This is a genomic window from Heliomarina sp. (assembly GCF_052826185.1).
On sequence record NZ_JBRBUI010000054.1, the window covers coordinates 909,562 to 924,678 of the forward strand.

The 15,117-nt window shown below is 60.8% G+C and carries 10 protein-coding genes; 7 read left to right on the forward strand and 3 right to left on the reverse strand.

Going from position 1 to position 15,117, the window contains the following annotated elements; translation table 11 throughout:
• The first annotated feature begins 66 nt into the window (after positions 1-66).
• From ACU0FH_RS22470 to rarD, 4 genes are all read left to right on the forward strand, one after another.
• Positions 67-666, forward strand: a complete 600-nt coding sequence (locus tag ACU0FH_RS22470; RefSeq protein ID WP_088632696.1) for a superoxide dismutase — start codon at positions 67-69, stop codon at positions 664-666.
• Positions 667-1,032: 366 nt separating this feature from the next.
• Complete coding sequence (locus ACU0FH_RS22475; protein WP_446196899.1) at positions 1,033-2,376, forward strand: sensor histidine kinase; 1,344 nt, start codon at positions 1,033-1,035, stop codon at positions 2,374-2,376.
• A 213-nt stretch (positions 2,377-2,589) separates the two neighbouring features.
• On the forward strand, positions 2,590-3,429 hold the full coding sequence (locus ACU0FH_RS22480) for a bestrophin-like domain (protein ID WP_446196900.1): 840 nt from the start codon (positions 2,590-2,592) through the stop codon (positions 3,427-3,429).
• Between the two features lie 162 nt (positions 3,430-3,591).
• The gene (gene rarD / locus ACU0FH_RS22485) at positions 3,592-4,512 is read left to right on the forward strand and encodes an EamA family transporter RarD (RefSeq protein WP_446196901.1); all 921 of its coding nucleotides are present in this window, start codon (positions 3,592-3,594) and stop codon (positions 4,510-4,512) included.
• On the opposite strand, the gene ACU0FH_RS22490 is transcribed toward rarD, so the two are convergent.
• Positions 4,449-5,000: an LOG family protein gene (locus ACU0FH_RS22490; RefSeq protein ID WP_446196902.1), complete on the reverse strand. Its 552-nt coding sequence runs from the start codon at positions 4,998-5,000 to the stop codon at positions 4,449-4,451. The genes rarD and ACU0FH_RS22490 overlap by 64 nt on opposite strands.
• A 138-nt stretch (positions 5,001-5,138) precedes the next feature.
• Between ACU0FH_RS22490 and ACU0FH_RS22495 the strand changes: the two genes are divergently transcribed.
• Both ACU0FH_RS22495 and ACU0FH_RS22500 read left to right on the forward strand, forming a co-directional pair.
• Entirely contained in the window at positions 5,139-6,932 is a 1,794-nt protein-coding gene (locus tag ACU0FH_RS22495) for a LysM peptidoglycan-binding domain-containing protein (protein WP_446196903.1), read from the forward strand.
• 299 nt (positions 6,933-7,231) lie between these two features.
• Positions 7,232-9,040: an ABCB family ABC transporter ATP-binding protein/permease gene (locus ACU0FH_RS22500; RefSeq protein WP_446196904.1), complete on the forward strand. Its 1,809-nt coding sequence runs from the start codon at positions 7,232-7,234 to the stop codon at positions 9,038-9,040.
• Positions 9,041-9,049: 9 nt separating this feature from the next.
• Here ACU0FH_RS22500 and ACU0FH_RS22505 read toward each other — a convergent pair whose 3' ends face one another.
• Together ACU0FH_RS22505 and ACU0FH_RS22510 are read right to left on the reverse strand one after the other, a co-directional pair.
• The gene (locus tag ACU0FH_RS22505; protein ID WP_446196905.1) at positions 9,050-12,841 is read right to left on the reverse strand and encodes an efflux RND transporter permease subunit; all 3,792 of its coding nucleotides are present in this window, start codon (positions 12,839-12,841) and stop codon (positions 9,050-9,052) included.
• A complete protein-coding gene (locus ACU0FH_RS22510; protein ID WP_446196906.1) occupies positions 12,841-14,088 on the reverse strand; it encodes an efflux RND transporter periplasmic adaptor subunit in 1,248 nt (415 codons plus the stop codon). The genes ACU0FH_RS22505 and ACU0FH_RS22510 overlap by 1 nt, the downstream gene beginning before the upstream one ends.
• A gap of 310 nt (positions 14,089-14,398) precedes the next feature.
• Between ACU0FH_RS22510 and ACU0FH_RS22515 the strand changes: the two genes are divergently transcribed.
• Positions 14,399-15,073, forward strand: a complete 675-nt coding sequence (locus tag ACU0FH_RS22515; RefSeq protein WP_238370429.1) for a tetratricopeptide repeat protein — start codon at positions 14,399-14,401, stop codon at positions 15,071-15,073.
• The last annotated feature ends 44 nt before the right edge of the window (positions 15,074-15,117 follow it).

Sequence of the window (15,117 nt, forward strand, 5' to 3'; positions counted from 1 at the left end):
TTGACGATAGGGGCCAACGCGCTCAGTTACGTCTCAGGACATTCACCATGACCAAGGGAGGCCGAAATGGCTTTTGAACTACCTGATCTTCCATATGCTCACGACGCACTTGCATCGAACGGCATGTCCGCTGAAACCCTCGAATTCCACCACGACATCCACCACAAGGCCTATGTCGACAACGGCAACAAGGCGATTGCCGGGACCGAGTGGGAAGGCAAGAGCCTCGAAGAGATCATCAAGGGCACCTATGACAGCTCTGCCGTGGCTCAGTCGGGTATCTTCAACAACATCAGCCAGCTCTGGAACCACAACCAGTTCTGGGAAATGATGGGCCCGGGCGAAAGCAAGATGCCGGGCGACCTTGAAAAAGCGCTCACCGAAGCGTTTGGCTCGGTCGACAAGTTCAAGGAAGACTTCTCGGCAGCCGGTGCCGGTCAGTTCGGCTCAGGCTGGGCATGGCTCGTCAAGGACACCGACGGTTCGCTCAAGGTCACCAAGACCGAAAACGGCGTGAACCCCGTCTGCTTCGGCCAGACCGCGTTGCTGGGCTGCGACGTGTGGGAACATTCCTACTACATCGACTTCCGCAACAAGCGTCCGGCCTACCTGACCAACTTCCTCGACAACTTGGTCAACTGGGAAAACGTCGCTTCGCGCATGTGATCCGCTACGGATATCTCGTAAGAAGGCGTCCCTCGGGGCGCCTTTTTTCATGGGTGGAGTTTGCGGCTCAATCAGGCGAAATTTGATTGCCAGTGTAAAACAGACCGGATTGTTCTGGAAAACTGCTGCAAAGGTCGAACTGAGCCCAATATATCGACCTTCCACGGGCACGCGACTGTCCGGAATCGATAAGGTGGACCACAAAGGTAGTGGTGCCCCTTAACTACTTAGGTTGCTTTTGATAGGTGTGGCTATCTGATGCGGGACGTCGAAACGTTTCGCCCTTAAGGAGCGAGTATCATTCACGTTGACACGCTAGGCCAGATTGATCCTGCAGAAATTGTTGCGAGCCTGAGAGAAAGCCTTTTGGTTCTGACCGAGGATTTGGTGGTTGAGTACGCCAATGACCGGTTCTTCGCTACCTTCGAGGTCGACCGCGATGAAACGATCGGAGCAAACCTGTCGTCGCTTGGCAATGGGCAGTGGAATATTCCGACGCTGATCGGCGCGCTGGACCGCATTCTGGACGAAGGTCACAAAGTTGAAGATGTTGAGGTGGATCACGTCTTCCCGCACATCGGTCGTCGTGTCATGCGGCTCAACGCGCGCAAGACGATCCGTCCCGGCAATGGGTCGCGGCGTATTCTCCTGGCCATAGAGGACGTGACGGCCGAAAGCGACGCGGCCGCAGCGCTCGAGCGGGAGCGATTGTTATCCAAGGGTATTGTCGATACTGTCCGCGAACCTCTCTTGGTTCTTGATGAGCAGCTCGGAATTATCAGTGCCAGTCGAGCTTTTTACGCCACGTTTCATGTAGAACCTGGTGAAACCGTCGGGCGCAAATTGGACGATTTGGGCAACGGACAATGGGCAATCCCCGCTCTCCTTGAACTGCTCACCGACGTCGTGCCACGAAATACCTCCGTCGAAGACTTCGAGGTCAAGCACGTCTTTCCCAAGATCGGCGAAAGGAACATTCTGCTAAACGCGCGCAAAGTCCATCGTGAGGGCAACCACACCCATATGTTGCTGCTGGCCATGCAGGACATTACCGAACGTCGCCGCCTGGAGGCAGAGCGTGCAGCGGCACTGGATCACGCTGAACGCCTTCTGGAAGAGCTCAACCACCGTGTCATGAACAGCTTGTCCATGATCGGGGGCATCATAGCGATGGAAGCGCGCAACCTTAGCGATGAGGATTGCAAAGCAGCCTTCACACGCATGAGAGCACGAGTGGACGCTGTTGGTAAGCTCTACAAGACGTTATCCCGTGCCGGAGCCGTCGATCAGGTGAATACGCGGCAATATCTATCTTCGCTGATTGAGGACCTTATCATATCCTCGGGTCATGCGAAGCCGCCGGAATTAAAGGTCGACATTGTTGAACTGCCCCTGTCAACACGGGTCGCCATTCCCTTGGGGCTTATCGTGAACGAGCTTGCCACGAATAGCCTGAAATATGCATTCAGCGAAGAGGGGGGTGGTCATTTGTCCGTTCTCCTTGGGGTCGAAAACGACATGTTCCAGCTGTCAATCTCTGACAACGGTGGCGGCATTGATCCCAACGCACGCGTGGATTCCGGGTTGGGCCAGAAACTCACCGAAGCCTTTACCACTCAGCTTGGTGGAAAGATGACAACGCATAGTGATGAAACGGGCACCCGCCACAGGCTGGTTTTTCCGCATAATTTCGCGGAAGCAAAAACTTAGGTGCCGTTCTTCCCAGTGGTTCGGATTGGAAAACGCTGTCCTCCCTGCTCGGGCCGTGAATGTCGGGAAAGGTCCGCAAGGGACTAACACGGTTTGCCGACCCCCAAAAAATGGGTCTATCCTGCTAAGACTTGTTCGAAAATTGGTGCAAGTACATAATTTCTGGTCTTAACTGGAGCATCAGTTCTCGTTTTCCCTTTGCGGTACAAAGCGATGCAACCCACAGCGGCAGCGGAATACACCGACGTCACCCTCGCGACGTTCAGCCTCACCAGCATCGCGATTATTGTCGTCATCGGTCTACCTATTGCGCTTGTCGGGGGATACTGGCTTGGCGTTACCGGGCGGCGTCGTCTGATGGCAAAGGGACAGCAGGTGGAAAGCCACCTTGGCGAAACCACGCAGGGCGCGTTCCTGGCGCTCCTTGGCCTTCTGCTTGCCTTCACCTTTGGCAACGCGCTGTCCATATCGCAATCGATGAAAGCCGCCGCCACCGACGAAGCCGCCGCCATCGGCACCGCTTTTCTCAGGGCGGACTATCTGGCTGACCCCGGCCGGACAGAGCTGAAGACCGCGATTTTCGACTATGCAAATACGCGCATCGTGCCTGCCCATCAGCAGATCGACACCCGCGAAAAATTCGATACGTGGCTCGAGGCCAGCCTGATCGCGCAGTCCCGGCTCTGGCCCGCCACCCTCGAGGCCACGAAAGAACCGACGCCACCACCCATTCAGGCATTCGTGGCAAGCGCGGTCAACGACGCGCTCGATGCGCATCTCTACCGCGTCGCGACACAGGCTGTACCCATCGCGCCGTTTTCACAGATGGTTGTGCTGATCGCGACGATCACGGCGGTGTTCCTGCTTGCCAACCGCACTGGCATGCTGGGGCGGTCCCTGACATGGCGCACTTTCGCCTTTTCAATGCTGACGGGGCTCGTGCTCTACATGGTTGCAGACATCCGCAGGGGCTATCAGGGCTTTATCAGGGTCGAACAAAGCGAGCTGTTCGCAACGATCTTTGAGATGGAGCAGGCGCTGCGGGCAGAATAACCTGACAGCGGAAACGGTCGCCTCCGACTGGCTGAACTCATGCCGTCTCCCCGGTCAGTAACCGGATCATCATTAACTTGATATGTATTTTCCCACATCGTTCCGCCCGCCTCTTGCAACCGTCCCGGTTCAAGCGCAGGAGTGTCGGACGAGGGGATCGGGATGAGCGAGACATACAAGGGACTTCTGGCGATGGTCGCCGCCTGCTCCATCTGGGGGCTGTCTCCGATTTATTACAAACCCCTGAGCCACGTGCCCGCGACCGAGGTGCTCTGTCACCGCCTGTTATGGTCGCTGGTGTTCTTCGTCGGCATTCTCGCGATACAGGGACGGCTGCGCGCTATACCAGAGGCGCTGAGTTCACCGCGCCGGGTGGGGATCATCGCCATCGCCTCGGGGATGATCTCGGTCAACTGGTTCCTCTTCATCTACGCCACCCAGATCAACCGCAACGCCGAAACCAGCCTTGGCTATTACATGTTCCCGCTGATGGCTGTCCTCTGCGGGCGGTTCGTGTTCGGAGAAAAGCTCGGTAGATCGCAGATCGTCGCCATCGCGATGGCGATACTGGCGGTCTCGATCCTGACATGGGCGCTGGGCGCGGTGCCGTGGATCTCGCTTGCGCTGGCGATTTCCTTTGCGATCTACGGTGCGATCAAGAAAACACTACCGGTCGGCCCGATGGTATCGGTCACCTGCGAAGTGTTACTCTTCATGCCCATCGTGATCGCGATCCTGTTGTCCATCTACACTCAGCGTCCGGGCGCGTTCGGGCAGTCGTGGCAGGATACTCTTCTGCTAATTTTCGCAGGCCCGCTTACCGGCATGCCGCTGATCTTTTTCAGCTACGCGGCCCGGCGCATCTCGATGTCGACTGTGGGCGTGATGCAATACATCAACCCGACGCTCCAGTTCATCTGCGCCTTCGTGCTCTTCAGTGAACCGTTCACATCGGTGCACGCGGTCGCTTTCGCGCTGATCTGGTCGGCGCTCATCATCTATTCGGTCGCGGCTATCCGTCAGGACAGGGCAGCGCGCAGGTCTTCCATGGCTGCCGCCGGAGAATCCACGACCCTGATGTGATCGCGCAGCGAGGAATCGGCAAATCCCTGTTCGATCACATGGTCGATCAGCACCAGCAGCGGGTCCCAATACCCGGCGGTGTTCAGCAGCAGGATCGGTTTCTCGTGCAACCCAAGCTGCGCCCAGGTGAGCACCTCGAACAGCTCGTCCAGCGACCCGGCACCGCCCGGCAGCACAACCACCGCATTGGCGTTCATGAACATGACCTTCTTGCGCTCGTGCATCGTCTCGGTGACGATATAGCGGGTCAGATCGGTTTTGCCGACTTCCCATGCCACAAGATGGGTAGGAATAACGCCAAAGGTATCGCCCCCCGCGCTTTGCGTGGCGCGGGCCACTTCACCCATCAGCCCCACGTCCCCGGCGCCATAAACCAGCCGCCAATCAGCCGCTGCAATGGCGGTTCCCAGCTCGCGCGCGTGCTCGGCATACACGGGAATTGCGCCGGAGCGTGATCCGCAATACACACAAACTGACTTTACCGACATGAATGAACCTTTCAGGAGGGGAACCGATATTCGGGTTTTGACCCCTGATATCCCGGTTGCTAGGCTTGCTCAATGCAGCGGCGCAATTTGCCGCATCTGGGACGATGGCGTGCGGGGGCACGCTTTTGGGGATACAAGATGACTGAAACGAGCGGGCCGACCGGCCGCAGGGTAATGATCGTGCTGGGCTGCGTTCTGATCGCCGCCTGTGGCGGTGGCTTGTACTATCTGCTTTTTGAACAGCCACGCCGTGGTGAATTTGCAGCGGTTGTCGGAACCTCCGAACCCGCGGACCAAGCCGACCCCAAAACGACAACTGCCGTTCAGACGCAACCTGATACCGGTGAGAGCACTGACGCAGCCGCAGCGCCGGAAACCGCGTCGGCAGAGCCTGCCACTCCTGATCCAAATCAGGACACAGCAGAACGCGATAACGCTGAAACCACAGAGACCGCCACGGTCGAAGAGGCTCCATCCACACCGGAACCAACCGCGCCCGCCGTCGATATCGCCCGTGTCGAACCCGATGGCAGCGCCCTGATTGCCGGATCAGCAGAGCCGGGGGCCGAAGTAATCGTTCGTCTCGATGGAGAAGAGGTAGGGCGAACCACCGCCGGGGCAGATGGCAAATTCGCGGCCTTTCTCGATCTCGACCTCGGTAGCGCACCGCGCCTGCTGACCCTGATGTCCGAAGTCGACGAGCAGGAGGTCGCATCTACCGACCGCCTGATCCTCGCCCCGACCACCCTAGCAACAAACGAAACAGACAAAACGCCGGAATCCGGCAACGCAGCTCCGGAAGCAGGAGATGCGCAGGTTTCGTCGGGCGAAAACGGGTCCGATGACGGAGAGGCAACCACCACAACCGCAGAGGCCGAAACTTCCCGAGACACACCAGCCGATGACGCCGCTTCGACCGAGGTGGCAATTGCGGAGAATGCGCAGACCAACAACCCGGCAAGCGAACCAACGGCAAGTGAGGAAGCACCCTCTGCCGCCGGGCAACCGGACGCGAGCGCAGCGCCGGGCGAAGGCGCCTCGCAGGATACTACGCAGCAGGTCGCAACGGCACACCCGACCCCTTCCGAAACGGCCTCGACCGAAACGGGCGGAACGCAAACCGCTGCGCCAGCCACCGCGGACGTAAATCCGGCCCCCGAGGCAATCCCAACGACCACGACTGATACGGTCACCGCAGAGACTGTCCCGGCGGTAGAGCCAAGGGTCGAAGAGCAAACCGCTAGTGTCGATGCCAGCACCGTGTCAGAATCCGCCACGGCAAGCACCAGCACGACTAAGCAGAGCGCCGCAGTGGACACTGAGAATGCGGAAGGCAACCCGGTATCGGCGGTCCCGGTGGTGGAAGCTCCATCAGGCGCAGTGGCGGTTCTGCGGGCGGGGAGTGACGGGATCGAACTGCTGCAACCGGCAATCCCGGACCGGTCCGATGCCATGACAACCATGGCACTGGATACGATCAGCTATTCCGCAGCGGGGGATGTACAGCTGAGCGGGCGTGCCCGCGATTCCTCCGTCGTCCGGGTCTATCTCGACAACCGAGCGGTCGCCGATATCGATACCGACACACAAGGGGCGTGGCGCGGCGAATTGCAGGACATCCGTCCGGGGGTCTACACGTTGCGCCTTGACGAACTGACCCGCGAAGGTCGTGTGCTCAGCCGCGTGGAGACGCCGTTCAAGCGGGAACCGCCTGCCGTGCTCAACCCGCCCGCGCGCGACAGTTCTGAAACCGGCGCCCCGCAGCCGCCGATCCGCGCGGTTACCGTTCAGCAGGGCGATACCCTCTGGGCGATTTCCGAGGACCGCTATGGCGAGGGTACGCTCTATGTGCGGGTTTTCGAGGCAAACCGCGACTCGATCCGTGATCCTGATCTCATCTATCCGGGGCAGATTTTTACCATTCCAGACTAGGGCACGGGACGAAAACCTGATCGTTGGGGTGTGGTGACCGCCGTGGAGAAAGGGGGCCAGCCCCCTCTTGGCCCTTCGGGCCAATTCACCCCCGGGATATTTTTGACCCAAAGAAGATATTCTGACCCGAAGAAGGTGATAAGCGATTTCCTGTCGCTGGGCGGCGTCTGTTGATCGCTTTGCGGTCTGCTTTCTGCGAAAGCTGTGAACCTCTGTGGCGGGACCAAGCGTAATTGGTAGACGCTATGGTCATTTACGGCCCGAGATCCTATTTTCGGGCCAGCTGACAAGGATCGTTCATGTCTCAAGCCAATTCGGGTGCGCCCAACGAAACCCGGCGTTCGGGAATTCGCATCATCCGGGCCGTCGCCCCTTATCTCTGGCCCGCGGATGACCGGACCCTGCGCATCCGGGTTGTGCTGGCGATGGTCATGCTGGTCAGTGCCAAGCTGATCGCCGTGTCCACGCCGGTTCTGTACAAAGGAGCCGTGGATGCGCTTGCAGGGGAAGGTGTGCCACCGCTTGCGCTTGGGGCGGTCGGTCTGACCGTTGCCTATGGCGTCGCGCGGGCGTTGAATGTCGGGTTTCAGCAGCTGCGGGATGCGCTTTTCGCGCCGGTTGCCCAGCGGGCCCTGCGGCGGCTGGCGCTCGAGACATTCCGGCATATGCACCAGCTCTCGCTGCGCTATCACCTGACGCGCAAGACCGGGGGGCTTTCTCGGATCATCGAGCGCGGGGTCAAGGGCGTCGATTTCCTGCTGCGTTTTCTGTTGTTCAGCATCGGGCCCTTGCTTCTTGAGCTGATCCTGATCGCCATCATCCTGACGGTAATGTTCGACTGGTGGTATCTGGTGATCGTCGTCGGGGTGCTGGTATCCTATGTCTGGTTCACCTTTGCCGTCACCGAATGGCGCGTCAAACTGCGCCGCGAGATGAACACGCAGGATACGGATGCCAACCAGAAGGCCATCGACAGCCTGCTGAATTTCGAGACCGTCAAATATTTCGGCGCCGAAGAGCGCGAGGCGCAGCGCTATGACGGGGCGATGCGGGGGTACGAGCGGGCGGCGCTCAAGACCTCTTACTCTTTGTCCTTCCTGAATTTCGGCCAGTCGGTCCTGATCACTTCTGGTCTGGTCGGTGTCATGGTGCTTGCGGCCATCGGGGTGCAGGCCGGTACCCTGACCGTGGGCGATTTCGTCATGGTGAACGCCTATATGATTCAGATCACCGTGCCCCTGAATTTCCTTGGCACTGTCTATCGCGAGATCCGGCAGGCGCTGATTGATATGGGAGAGATGTTCGACCTGTTGGAACAGCCGCCCGAGGTGGAGGACAAGCCCGGCGCGTCCGATTTGCAGGTTTCCGGTGGCGAGATCACCTTTGACAAGGTGAGTTTCAGCTATGACCCGGCGCGCGAGATCCTGCGCGGCGTGTCGCTGAGCGTCGGTGCGGGGCAGCGTGTTGCCATTGTCGGGGCGACCGGATCGGGCAAATCTACCGTGGGGCGGTTGTTGTTCCGGTTCTACGATGTGACCGGCGGGGCGATCCGGATCGACGGTCAGGATATCCGCGAGGTCACGCAGGAAAGCCTGCACAGCGCCATTGGCGTGGTGCCGCAGGATACGGTGCTGTTCAACGACACGATCCGCTACAACATTGCCTACGGGCTGGACGACGCGACGCAGGAGCAGATCGAAGAGGTCGCCCGCGCTGCCCAGATCCACGACTTCATCCGCTCGCTGCCGGAAGGATATGAGACGCAGGTGGGGGAACGGGGGCTCAAGCTCTCGGGCGGTGAGAAACAGCGCGTTGGCATTGCGCGTACCCTGTTGAAAGACCCGCCGATCCTGCTGCTGGACGAGGCCACAAGCGCGCTGGATACGGATACCGAGCAGGAAATCAAATACGCGCTCGACCGGGCCGGGCAGGGGCGCACGGTGATTACCATCGCGCACCGGCTCTCGACCATCGCTGAATCCGACCTGATCGTGGTGCTCGAGGCGGGCGAGATCGTCGAGCAGGGCAGCCATGCTATGCTGCTGGCGCGTCGCGGTCGCTATGCGCAGCTCTGGAACCGGCAACTGGCAGACGAAAGCGCGGCCTGAGAGGCCGCGCTATTCGGCGGCCCGCATCGGCTTGCTCAGATCGGGGGGCGCGCGCTCGGCATCATCGGAGACCGGGGCAAAGTTGCTTTTCATATCGTCCCAGATCAGGTCGCCCACCGGCATCTTGCGGGCGGTCTTGCGTAGCCGCATGTCGCGGGCGATCCGGCTTGACCGGCCAAGGGTAAGCCGCGCCAGCAACTGGCCGATCCAGCGCGCATAGGTCGAAATCCAGACTCGCAGCGCAAGGAAGGACGGGGTGACCACCAGCGTCAGCACCGTGGCGATCCCAAGGCCGAACACCACCGCGGTCGCGAGCTGCTTCCACCAGAGCGAGGTTGGCGAGTTGATCGAATAGCCGCCACCGATGAAATCGAGGCTGAGACCGAACATCATCGGTGCCAGACCCGCCATTGTCGTGATGGTGGTCAGCAGAACCGGTCGAATGCGATCCTCGGCCGTGCGGATGATCGCCTCTACACGGGGCATGAACTGCGCGTATTCCTGATAGGTATCGATCAGGACGATGTTGTTGTTCACCACGATCCCGGCCAGCGCGACGATCCCGGTCCCGGTCATGATGATCGAGAACGGCTGGTTCATAACCATCATCCCGATCAGCACGCCGGTGGTGGAGAGCACCACCGCCAAGAGCACCAGTACCGAGTTGTAAAAGCTGTTGAACTGCGCCAGCAGGATGATGAACATCAGCCCCAGTGCACCCAGAAAGGCGTTTTGCAGGAAGGCACCAGATTCCGCCTGTTCTTCCTGATCGCCGGTCCACTGGGTGCTGACCGAAGAGGGCAGCGGATTGGTCTCCAGCCATTCGGTCAGCGCCGCGATCCGTTCGTTGGGATTGATCGGTACAAAGCGGGCCTCACCCGAGGCCAGCGCTTCGCGCACCGCGTCCAGACTGCCTGCCTCGCCCAGCGACACCAGCGTAAAGCTGTTGCCACCGGCATTTTCGAGAGTGGGGCGGTCGGTCGTGGTGCCTTCGGGAACCTCGTGTACCACCGCCAGCACGGCATTGTCCGTGCCGGTAATCCGCGACAGACCCGGCGCGACATCGGCTTTGACATCGAAATAGCGCTGCTGGTCAAAACGGCTGATCGAGGCCAGCTTGGCCACCGGTTTGCGCGTGATAAAGTTCGACAGCGGCACAAGACCGTCGCTGGTACGCACCTTGAGCGTATCCAGCGTGGACAGCACCCGGTCCTGCTGGGGCAGGCGCAGGCGGATCTCGATCTCTTCGTCCGAGGTGTCGCTTGGCATCGTGTCAAGCAGCAGACCCCGCGTGATCAGCTGTACCATCGCGCCCACGGTCGCCACGTCGGCGCCGAACCGGCCTGCCTTTTCCACGTCCACGTCGATCTGCCAGTCGATACCGGGCAGGGGCAGCGTGTCTTCGATCTGGATCAGGCCGGGCGTGCCCTCAAACTGCGCCCGCGCCATCTTGGCCGCTTCGGTCAGCTCGTCCCAATTATCGCCCATCAGGCGCAGATGCACCGGCTTGCCCGAGCCCGGACCCTGTTCCAGCGGTTTGATCTCGGCCTCGAACCCCGGCAGCTTGGCCAGTTGCGCGTTCAACTCTTCGATCACGGTGTTGCCGTCAAATTCGGGCGCGGTGACATGTTTCTCGAACCGCCCGCCAAGGATCGGTTCGTTGACGGTGGGGCGGTCTTCCCACGGGACGATCTCGAACTGGACCTGACCCACGGTGTCCGCAGGCTGCTGGCCCGCCGCCGGTCCGCCCACGTTCAACCCGCCATCCCCGGCAAAGGAAAACACGTTGGTGACCGCCGGATGCGCCTTGATGACGTCCTCGACCTGCCGCACCAGCGCGTCCGATTCCGACAGCGAGATATTGCCGCGCGCGCGGACATAAACCGAGGCCTGCTCCGGCTCGGTTTCGACAAAGAACTCGACGCCGCGCGAATTGGCCGGGAACAGCACGAAGGCGACATAGATCACCCCCGCAAATACCGATCCGATGGCGACGATCGGCATGATCGGGTTGCCCGCGATCAGCTTGATGACCCAGCCGAAGGGCGAAAGCCGGTGACCCGAGCGCACGCGTTTCTCGCGCCGCTCTATCCGCGCCGCCCCCAGCGTGACCGAGGCCGCGAACGCTCCGAACAGGAAGACCGCGGCGCCGAAAAGCGACCCCGCCACATCTGGCGTACCGGCAGGCAAAAGATAGGTGGGGTTCAGCACCTGCATCGCGCCCAGGAACATCAGGTAAAGCGAGGGCGGCACCAGCAGCGCCCGCACGACCCAAGGCAGTTTCGCCCGAAGAAACTCGGATATACCGTTGAAAACACGCGACATCCGCCCCGTGACGCCCCCCATCACCGGCAGATAGATCAGCGCCACGATCAGCGAGGCAGACAGGACGAATATCAGTGTCACCGGCAACATGCCCATGAACTCTCCCGGTACACCGGGCCAGAACAGCATCGGCAGAAAGGCGCAAAGCGTCGTCGCGGTCGAGGACACCACCGGCCAGAACATCCGCTGCGCCGCCTCGACATAGGCATGCATCGGGCCGATCCCGTCCTTGATGCGCTTGTCCGCGTATTCGACGATCACGATGGCCCCGTCGACCAGCATCCCCACCGCAAGGATCAGGCCGAACATCACGATGTTCGAAATCGACACGCCCATCACGGCAAGGAAGGCAAAGCAGAGCAGGAACGACGTGGGGATCGCGAACCCGACTAGCAGCGCCGCCCGGCTGCCAAGCGCGGCGAGCACCACGATCATCACCAGCGCGACCGCCGTCAGAACCGAACCTTCCAGCTGCGCGACCATGGACCCGACTACGCGGCTCTGGTCGTTCGATGTGCCGATGTCGATGGCTGCCTGCAATTCCGCCGGCCATTTCGCCCGTGACGCCTCCAGCGTTTCCTTCACCAGATCCACCGTGTCGATCAGGTTGAACCCCTTGCGCTTTACCACCTGCAACGCAACTGTGCTCTCGCCGTCGAAACGCGCCGTGCCAATGCGGTCCTCGAAGGTGAAATTGATCTCGGCCAGATCGCCCAGCGTCACAACTCGGTTGCCATTCGTCTTGACTGGCAGCGCATAAACATCGCGCGGCTCATCGAAGGAAGATGGGATCTTGACGCTGAAAGTACCTTGCGCGGTTTCGACCTCGCCGGCCGCGATCAGCTGGTTGTTGTTCTGCACCGTGTTGATCAGCTCGATGGCCGTCACATTGTAGGATTCCAGCCGCAGCGGATCGATGATGACCTCGAGCATCTCGTCACGGTTGCCCGCGATCCCGGCCTCAAGCACCGGCTCGAGCGCTTCAAGGTCGTCTTGCAACTCCTTGGCGACACGCGCCATCGTGCGTTCCGGCACTTCGCCCGTCAGGCTGACGATGACGATGGGGAATTCGGAAAAGTTGATCTCGGCGATGGAATACTGCTCGGCGCCTTCGGGGAACTTGGCCTGCGCCGCGTTCATCGCATCGCGCACGTCGGCCATGATCGCCGTCTTGTCCCAGCCGAACTCGAACTCCATGACGACGTTGGCGTAATTCTCCGCCGCGGTGGATGTCATCTTGTCGAGCCCGTCCAGATCGGCCAGCTCGGTCTCCATCGGCTTGACCAGCATCTTCTCGCTGTCTTCCGCCGAGATGCCCGGGAACTGCACCGACACGATCAGCGCAGGGATTTCGATATCGGGCTCGCCCTCCTTGGGCAGGCTCCAATAGGCAAACCCGCCGATTACCAGCGACAGGACGATAAAGGCGATGACCATGCGGGCACGGTCAGCCGCCCAGTTGACGACCCCGATCATCAAAGCGGCTCCTGAAAGCTCGGCTGCACGTGAACACCATCCGTGACAAAATCCGTTCCCACGGTGATCACGTCGGTCTCCTCCGGCAGGCCCGACACCCAGGCGCCGCCGGTTTCGTCGCGCAACAACTTTACAGGCACAAAGGCGACAATATCGCCCTCGTTCACAACGCGCACACCAAGCTGGCCGTCATTGTTCAGCGTCAGTGCCGATTGCGGCAGCTTGTGTGCCTTTGCCCCCTTTGCGGCAATGGCGATGGTCGCCGTTTGACCGTCACGAATGCTCAGCTCTTCGTTGGGCAGGGTGATCTCGGTCAGAAAGGTCCGAGTCGTCGGATCGGCGGAACGGCTCAGAAAGGTGACCTTGCCGGTCACCTGCCGTCCGTCGATCAGCTCGGCCCCGGCCTGCGCGCCAACCGACACCCGGTCGACCTCGGTTTCGGGCACGTATCCGACCAGCTTGATCGGGTCGAGCTGGATGACGCTCGCACAAAGCGACCCGGCCTGCATCAAGCTGCCCAGCTCTGCGGTATCCGATTCCAGCACACCGGCAAAGGGCGCCTTGATCGTCAGCCGATCAATCTCGCGTTCCGCTGCGGCAACCGCGGCGGCCGCGGATTCGATACCCGCCTGCGTGGTTTCCTGCGCCGTGGTGGCACTTGCGATTCCCGCTTCGGCCGACCGGACTGAGGCACGGGCGGATTTCAGTTTCGTTTCAGACGCATATCCCTCGGTGCTGAGCTTTTCTGACGCGCGATAGTTGATCATCGCCTCGTCCAGCCGGGCGCGGGCTTCTTCCAACCGCGCATCGGTTTCGGGCACTCTTGCGCGGGCCTCCTTCAACCGGGCGCGCGCCTCACCAAGCGCCGCCTCCCGCGTGCCGGGATCAAGCTCGCAAAGCACATCTCCCGCCTCGACAAACGTCCCCTTGCGCAGAGGTTCCGAAATCACCGTCGCGGCGGTTTCCGCACGCACCTCGACCTCGCGTACCGCCGCCGTCTCGCCACGCAGAATCACCGCGTTGTCGATGGTCTTGGCTGTGGAATGCTGAACCACAACCCGGATACGCTTTTCTTGTGTCTCGGACGCGGCCTCGCTCTCTGCTGCCGTTTTCTCTCCGGCTTCCGGGCTCGCGGCCTCAGTCGATTCCGATCCGCGCGCAAAAGCCAGCAGCGCGTCCCGCTCGAATACGATCGCATAAAGCGCAAAGGTCACCAGCAGCGCTGTAAGAACCGGAATGAGGCGCATCTAGGTCTTCCTCAAGATACTTGCGCGACAGAGGCTCTTCCTGTGACGCGGCTATGATTGCTTTTAAGAGATATACGGCGGACTAAACTGATCGGTTCACTTTACGATTTTTCCCTTACGTTCGCAAGGGCAGGCACGCCCGTTGCCCCGCATGCACTTGGCTTGCGCGTTCATGCAGGTTAATAGGGGGCAATCTGCTCGGAGCATAGGCACTTTCTGCGGCCGCCGGGATTGGGAAAACAAGGGGTTGGCCGCCATTGTCGCAGCTTTGACAGCGGCGGGATGAACGGCACAGGAAAAGCGAACAGGCATGAGCGATACCGACAGTTTCATCGACGAAGTGAACGAAGAGGTCCGCCGCGACCGTCTTTATGCGTATTTCCGCCGCTATGGCTGGATTGCGCTGGTCGTGATCATCGCCGTCGTCGGGGGCGCCGCCTGGAACGAATACCGCAAGAACGAAGCCGAAGCGCAGGCACAGGCGCTTGGCGATGACCTGCTGAACGCGATGCGCCAGAACGAGGCCGAGCAACGCGCCGCCGACCTGTCGCTGATTACCGCCGACACGCCCGGTGGCAACGCGATCGTGGAATTCTCGCTGGCGGCGGCCCAAGCCGAGTCGGGCCAGACCGATGCGGCCGTTGCCGCGCTCAACAATATCGCGACGCAGGGCGATCTTCCCGAAATCTACCGCCAGATCGCGGCCTTCAAGGCGCTGACGCTGCAGACGGAAACGCTCCCGGTCGAAGAACGCCGGATCGGATTCGAAGCTCTCGCCGTGGCCGGTGCGCCGCTGCGGCTTCTCGCCGAGGAACAACTGGCGCTACTCTCGGTTGAATCCGGGGATGCGCAGGCCGCAATTGACCGGTTCCAGTCGATTCTTCAGGACGCCGAGGCGACTGCCGACTTGCAACAACGCGCCGCGCAAGCAATTGTGGCGCTCGGCGGCACGCCGGAACGCCGCCCCGAGACGCAACAGGGTTAACGCACATTGAAGGCAGACGCCCGGGTCAGACTGACCCTATCGGC

Bases quoted from the DNA above. Each gene is read 5' to 3' on its own strand.
- ACU0FH_RS22470 (WP_088632696.1), top strand. From the start codon at position 67: ATGGCTTTTGAACTACCTGATCTTCCATATGCTCACGACGCACTTGCA.
- ACU0FH_RS22495 (WP_446196903.1), top strand. From the start codon at position 5,139: ATGACTGAAACGAGCGGGCCGACCGGCCGCAGGGTAATGATCGTGCTG.
- ACU0FH_RS22490 (WP_446196902.1), bottom strand. From the start codon at position 5,000: ATGTCGGTAAAGTCAGTTTGTGTGTATTGCGGATCACGCTCCGGCGCA.
- ACU0FH_RS22510 (WP_446196906.1), bottom strand. From the start codon at position 14,088: ATGCGCCTCATTCCGGTTCTTACAGCGCTGCTGGTGACCTTTGCGCTT.
- ACU0FH_RS22505 (WP_446196905.1), bottom strand. From the start codon at position 12,841: ATGATCGGGGTCGTCAACTGGGCGGCTGACCGTGCCCGCATGGTCATC.
- ACU0FH_RS22500 (WP_446196904.1), top strand. From the start codon at position 7,232: ATGTCTCAAGCCAATTCGGGTGCGCCCAACGAAACCCGGCGTTCGGGA.
- ACU0FH_RS22515 (WP_238370429.1), top strand. From the start codon at position 14,399: ATGAGCGATACCGACAGTTTCATCGACGAAGTGAACGAAGAGGTCCGC.
- ACU0FH_RS22480 (WP_446196900.1), top strand. From the start codon at position 2,590: ATGCAACCCACAGCGGCAGCGGAATACACCGACGTCACCCTCGCGACG.
- rarD (WP_446196901.1), top strand. From the start codon at position 3,592: ATGAGCGAGACATACAAGGGACTTCTGGCGATGGTCGCCGCCTGCTCC.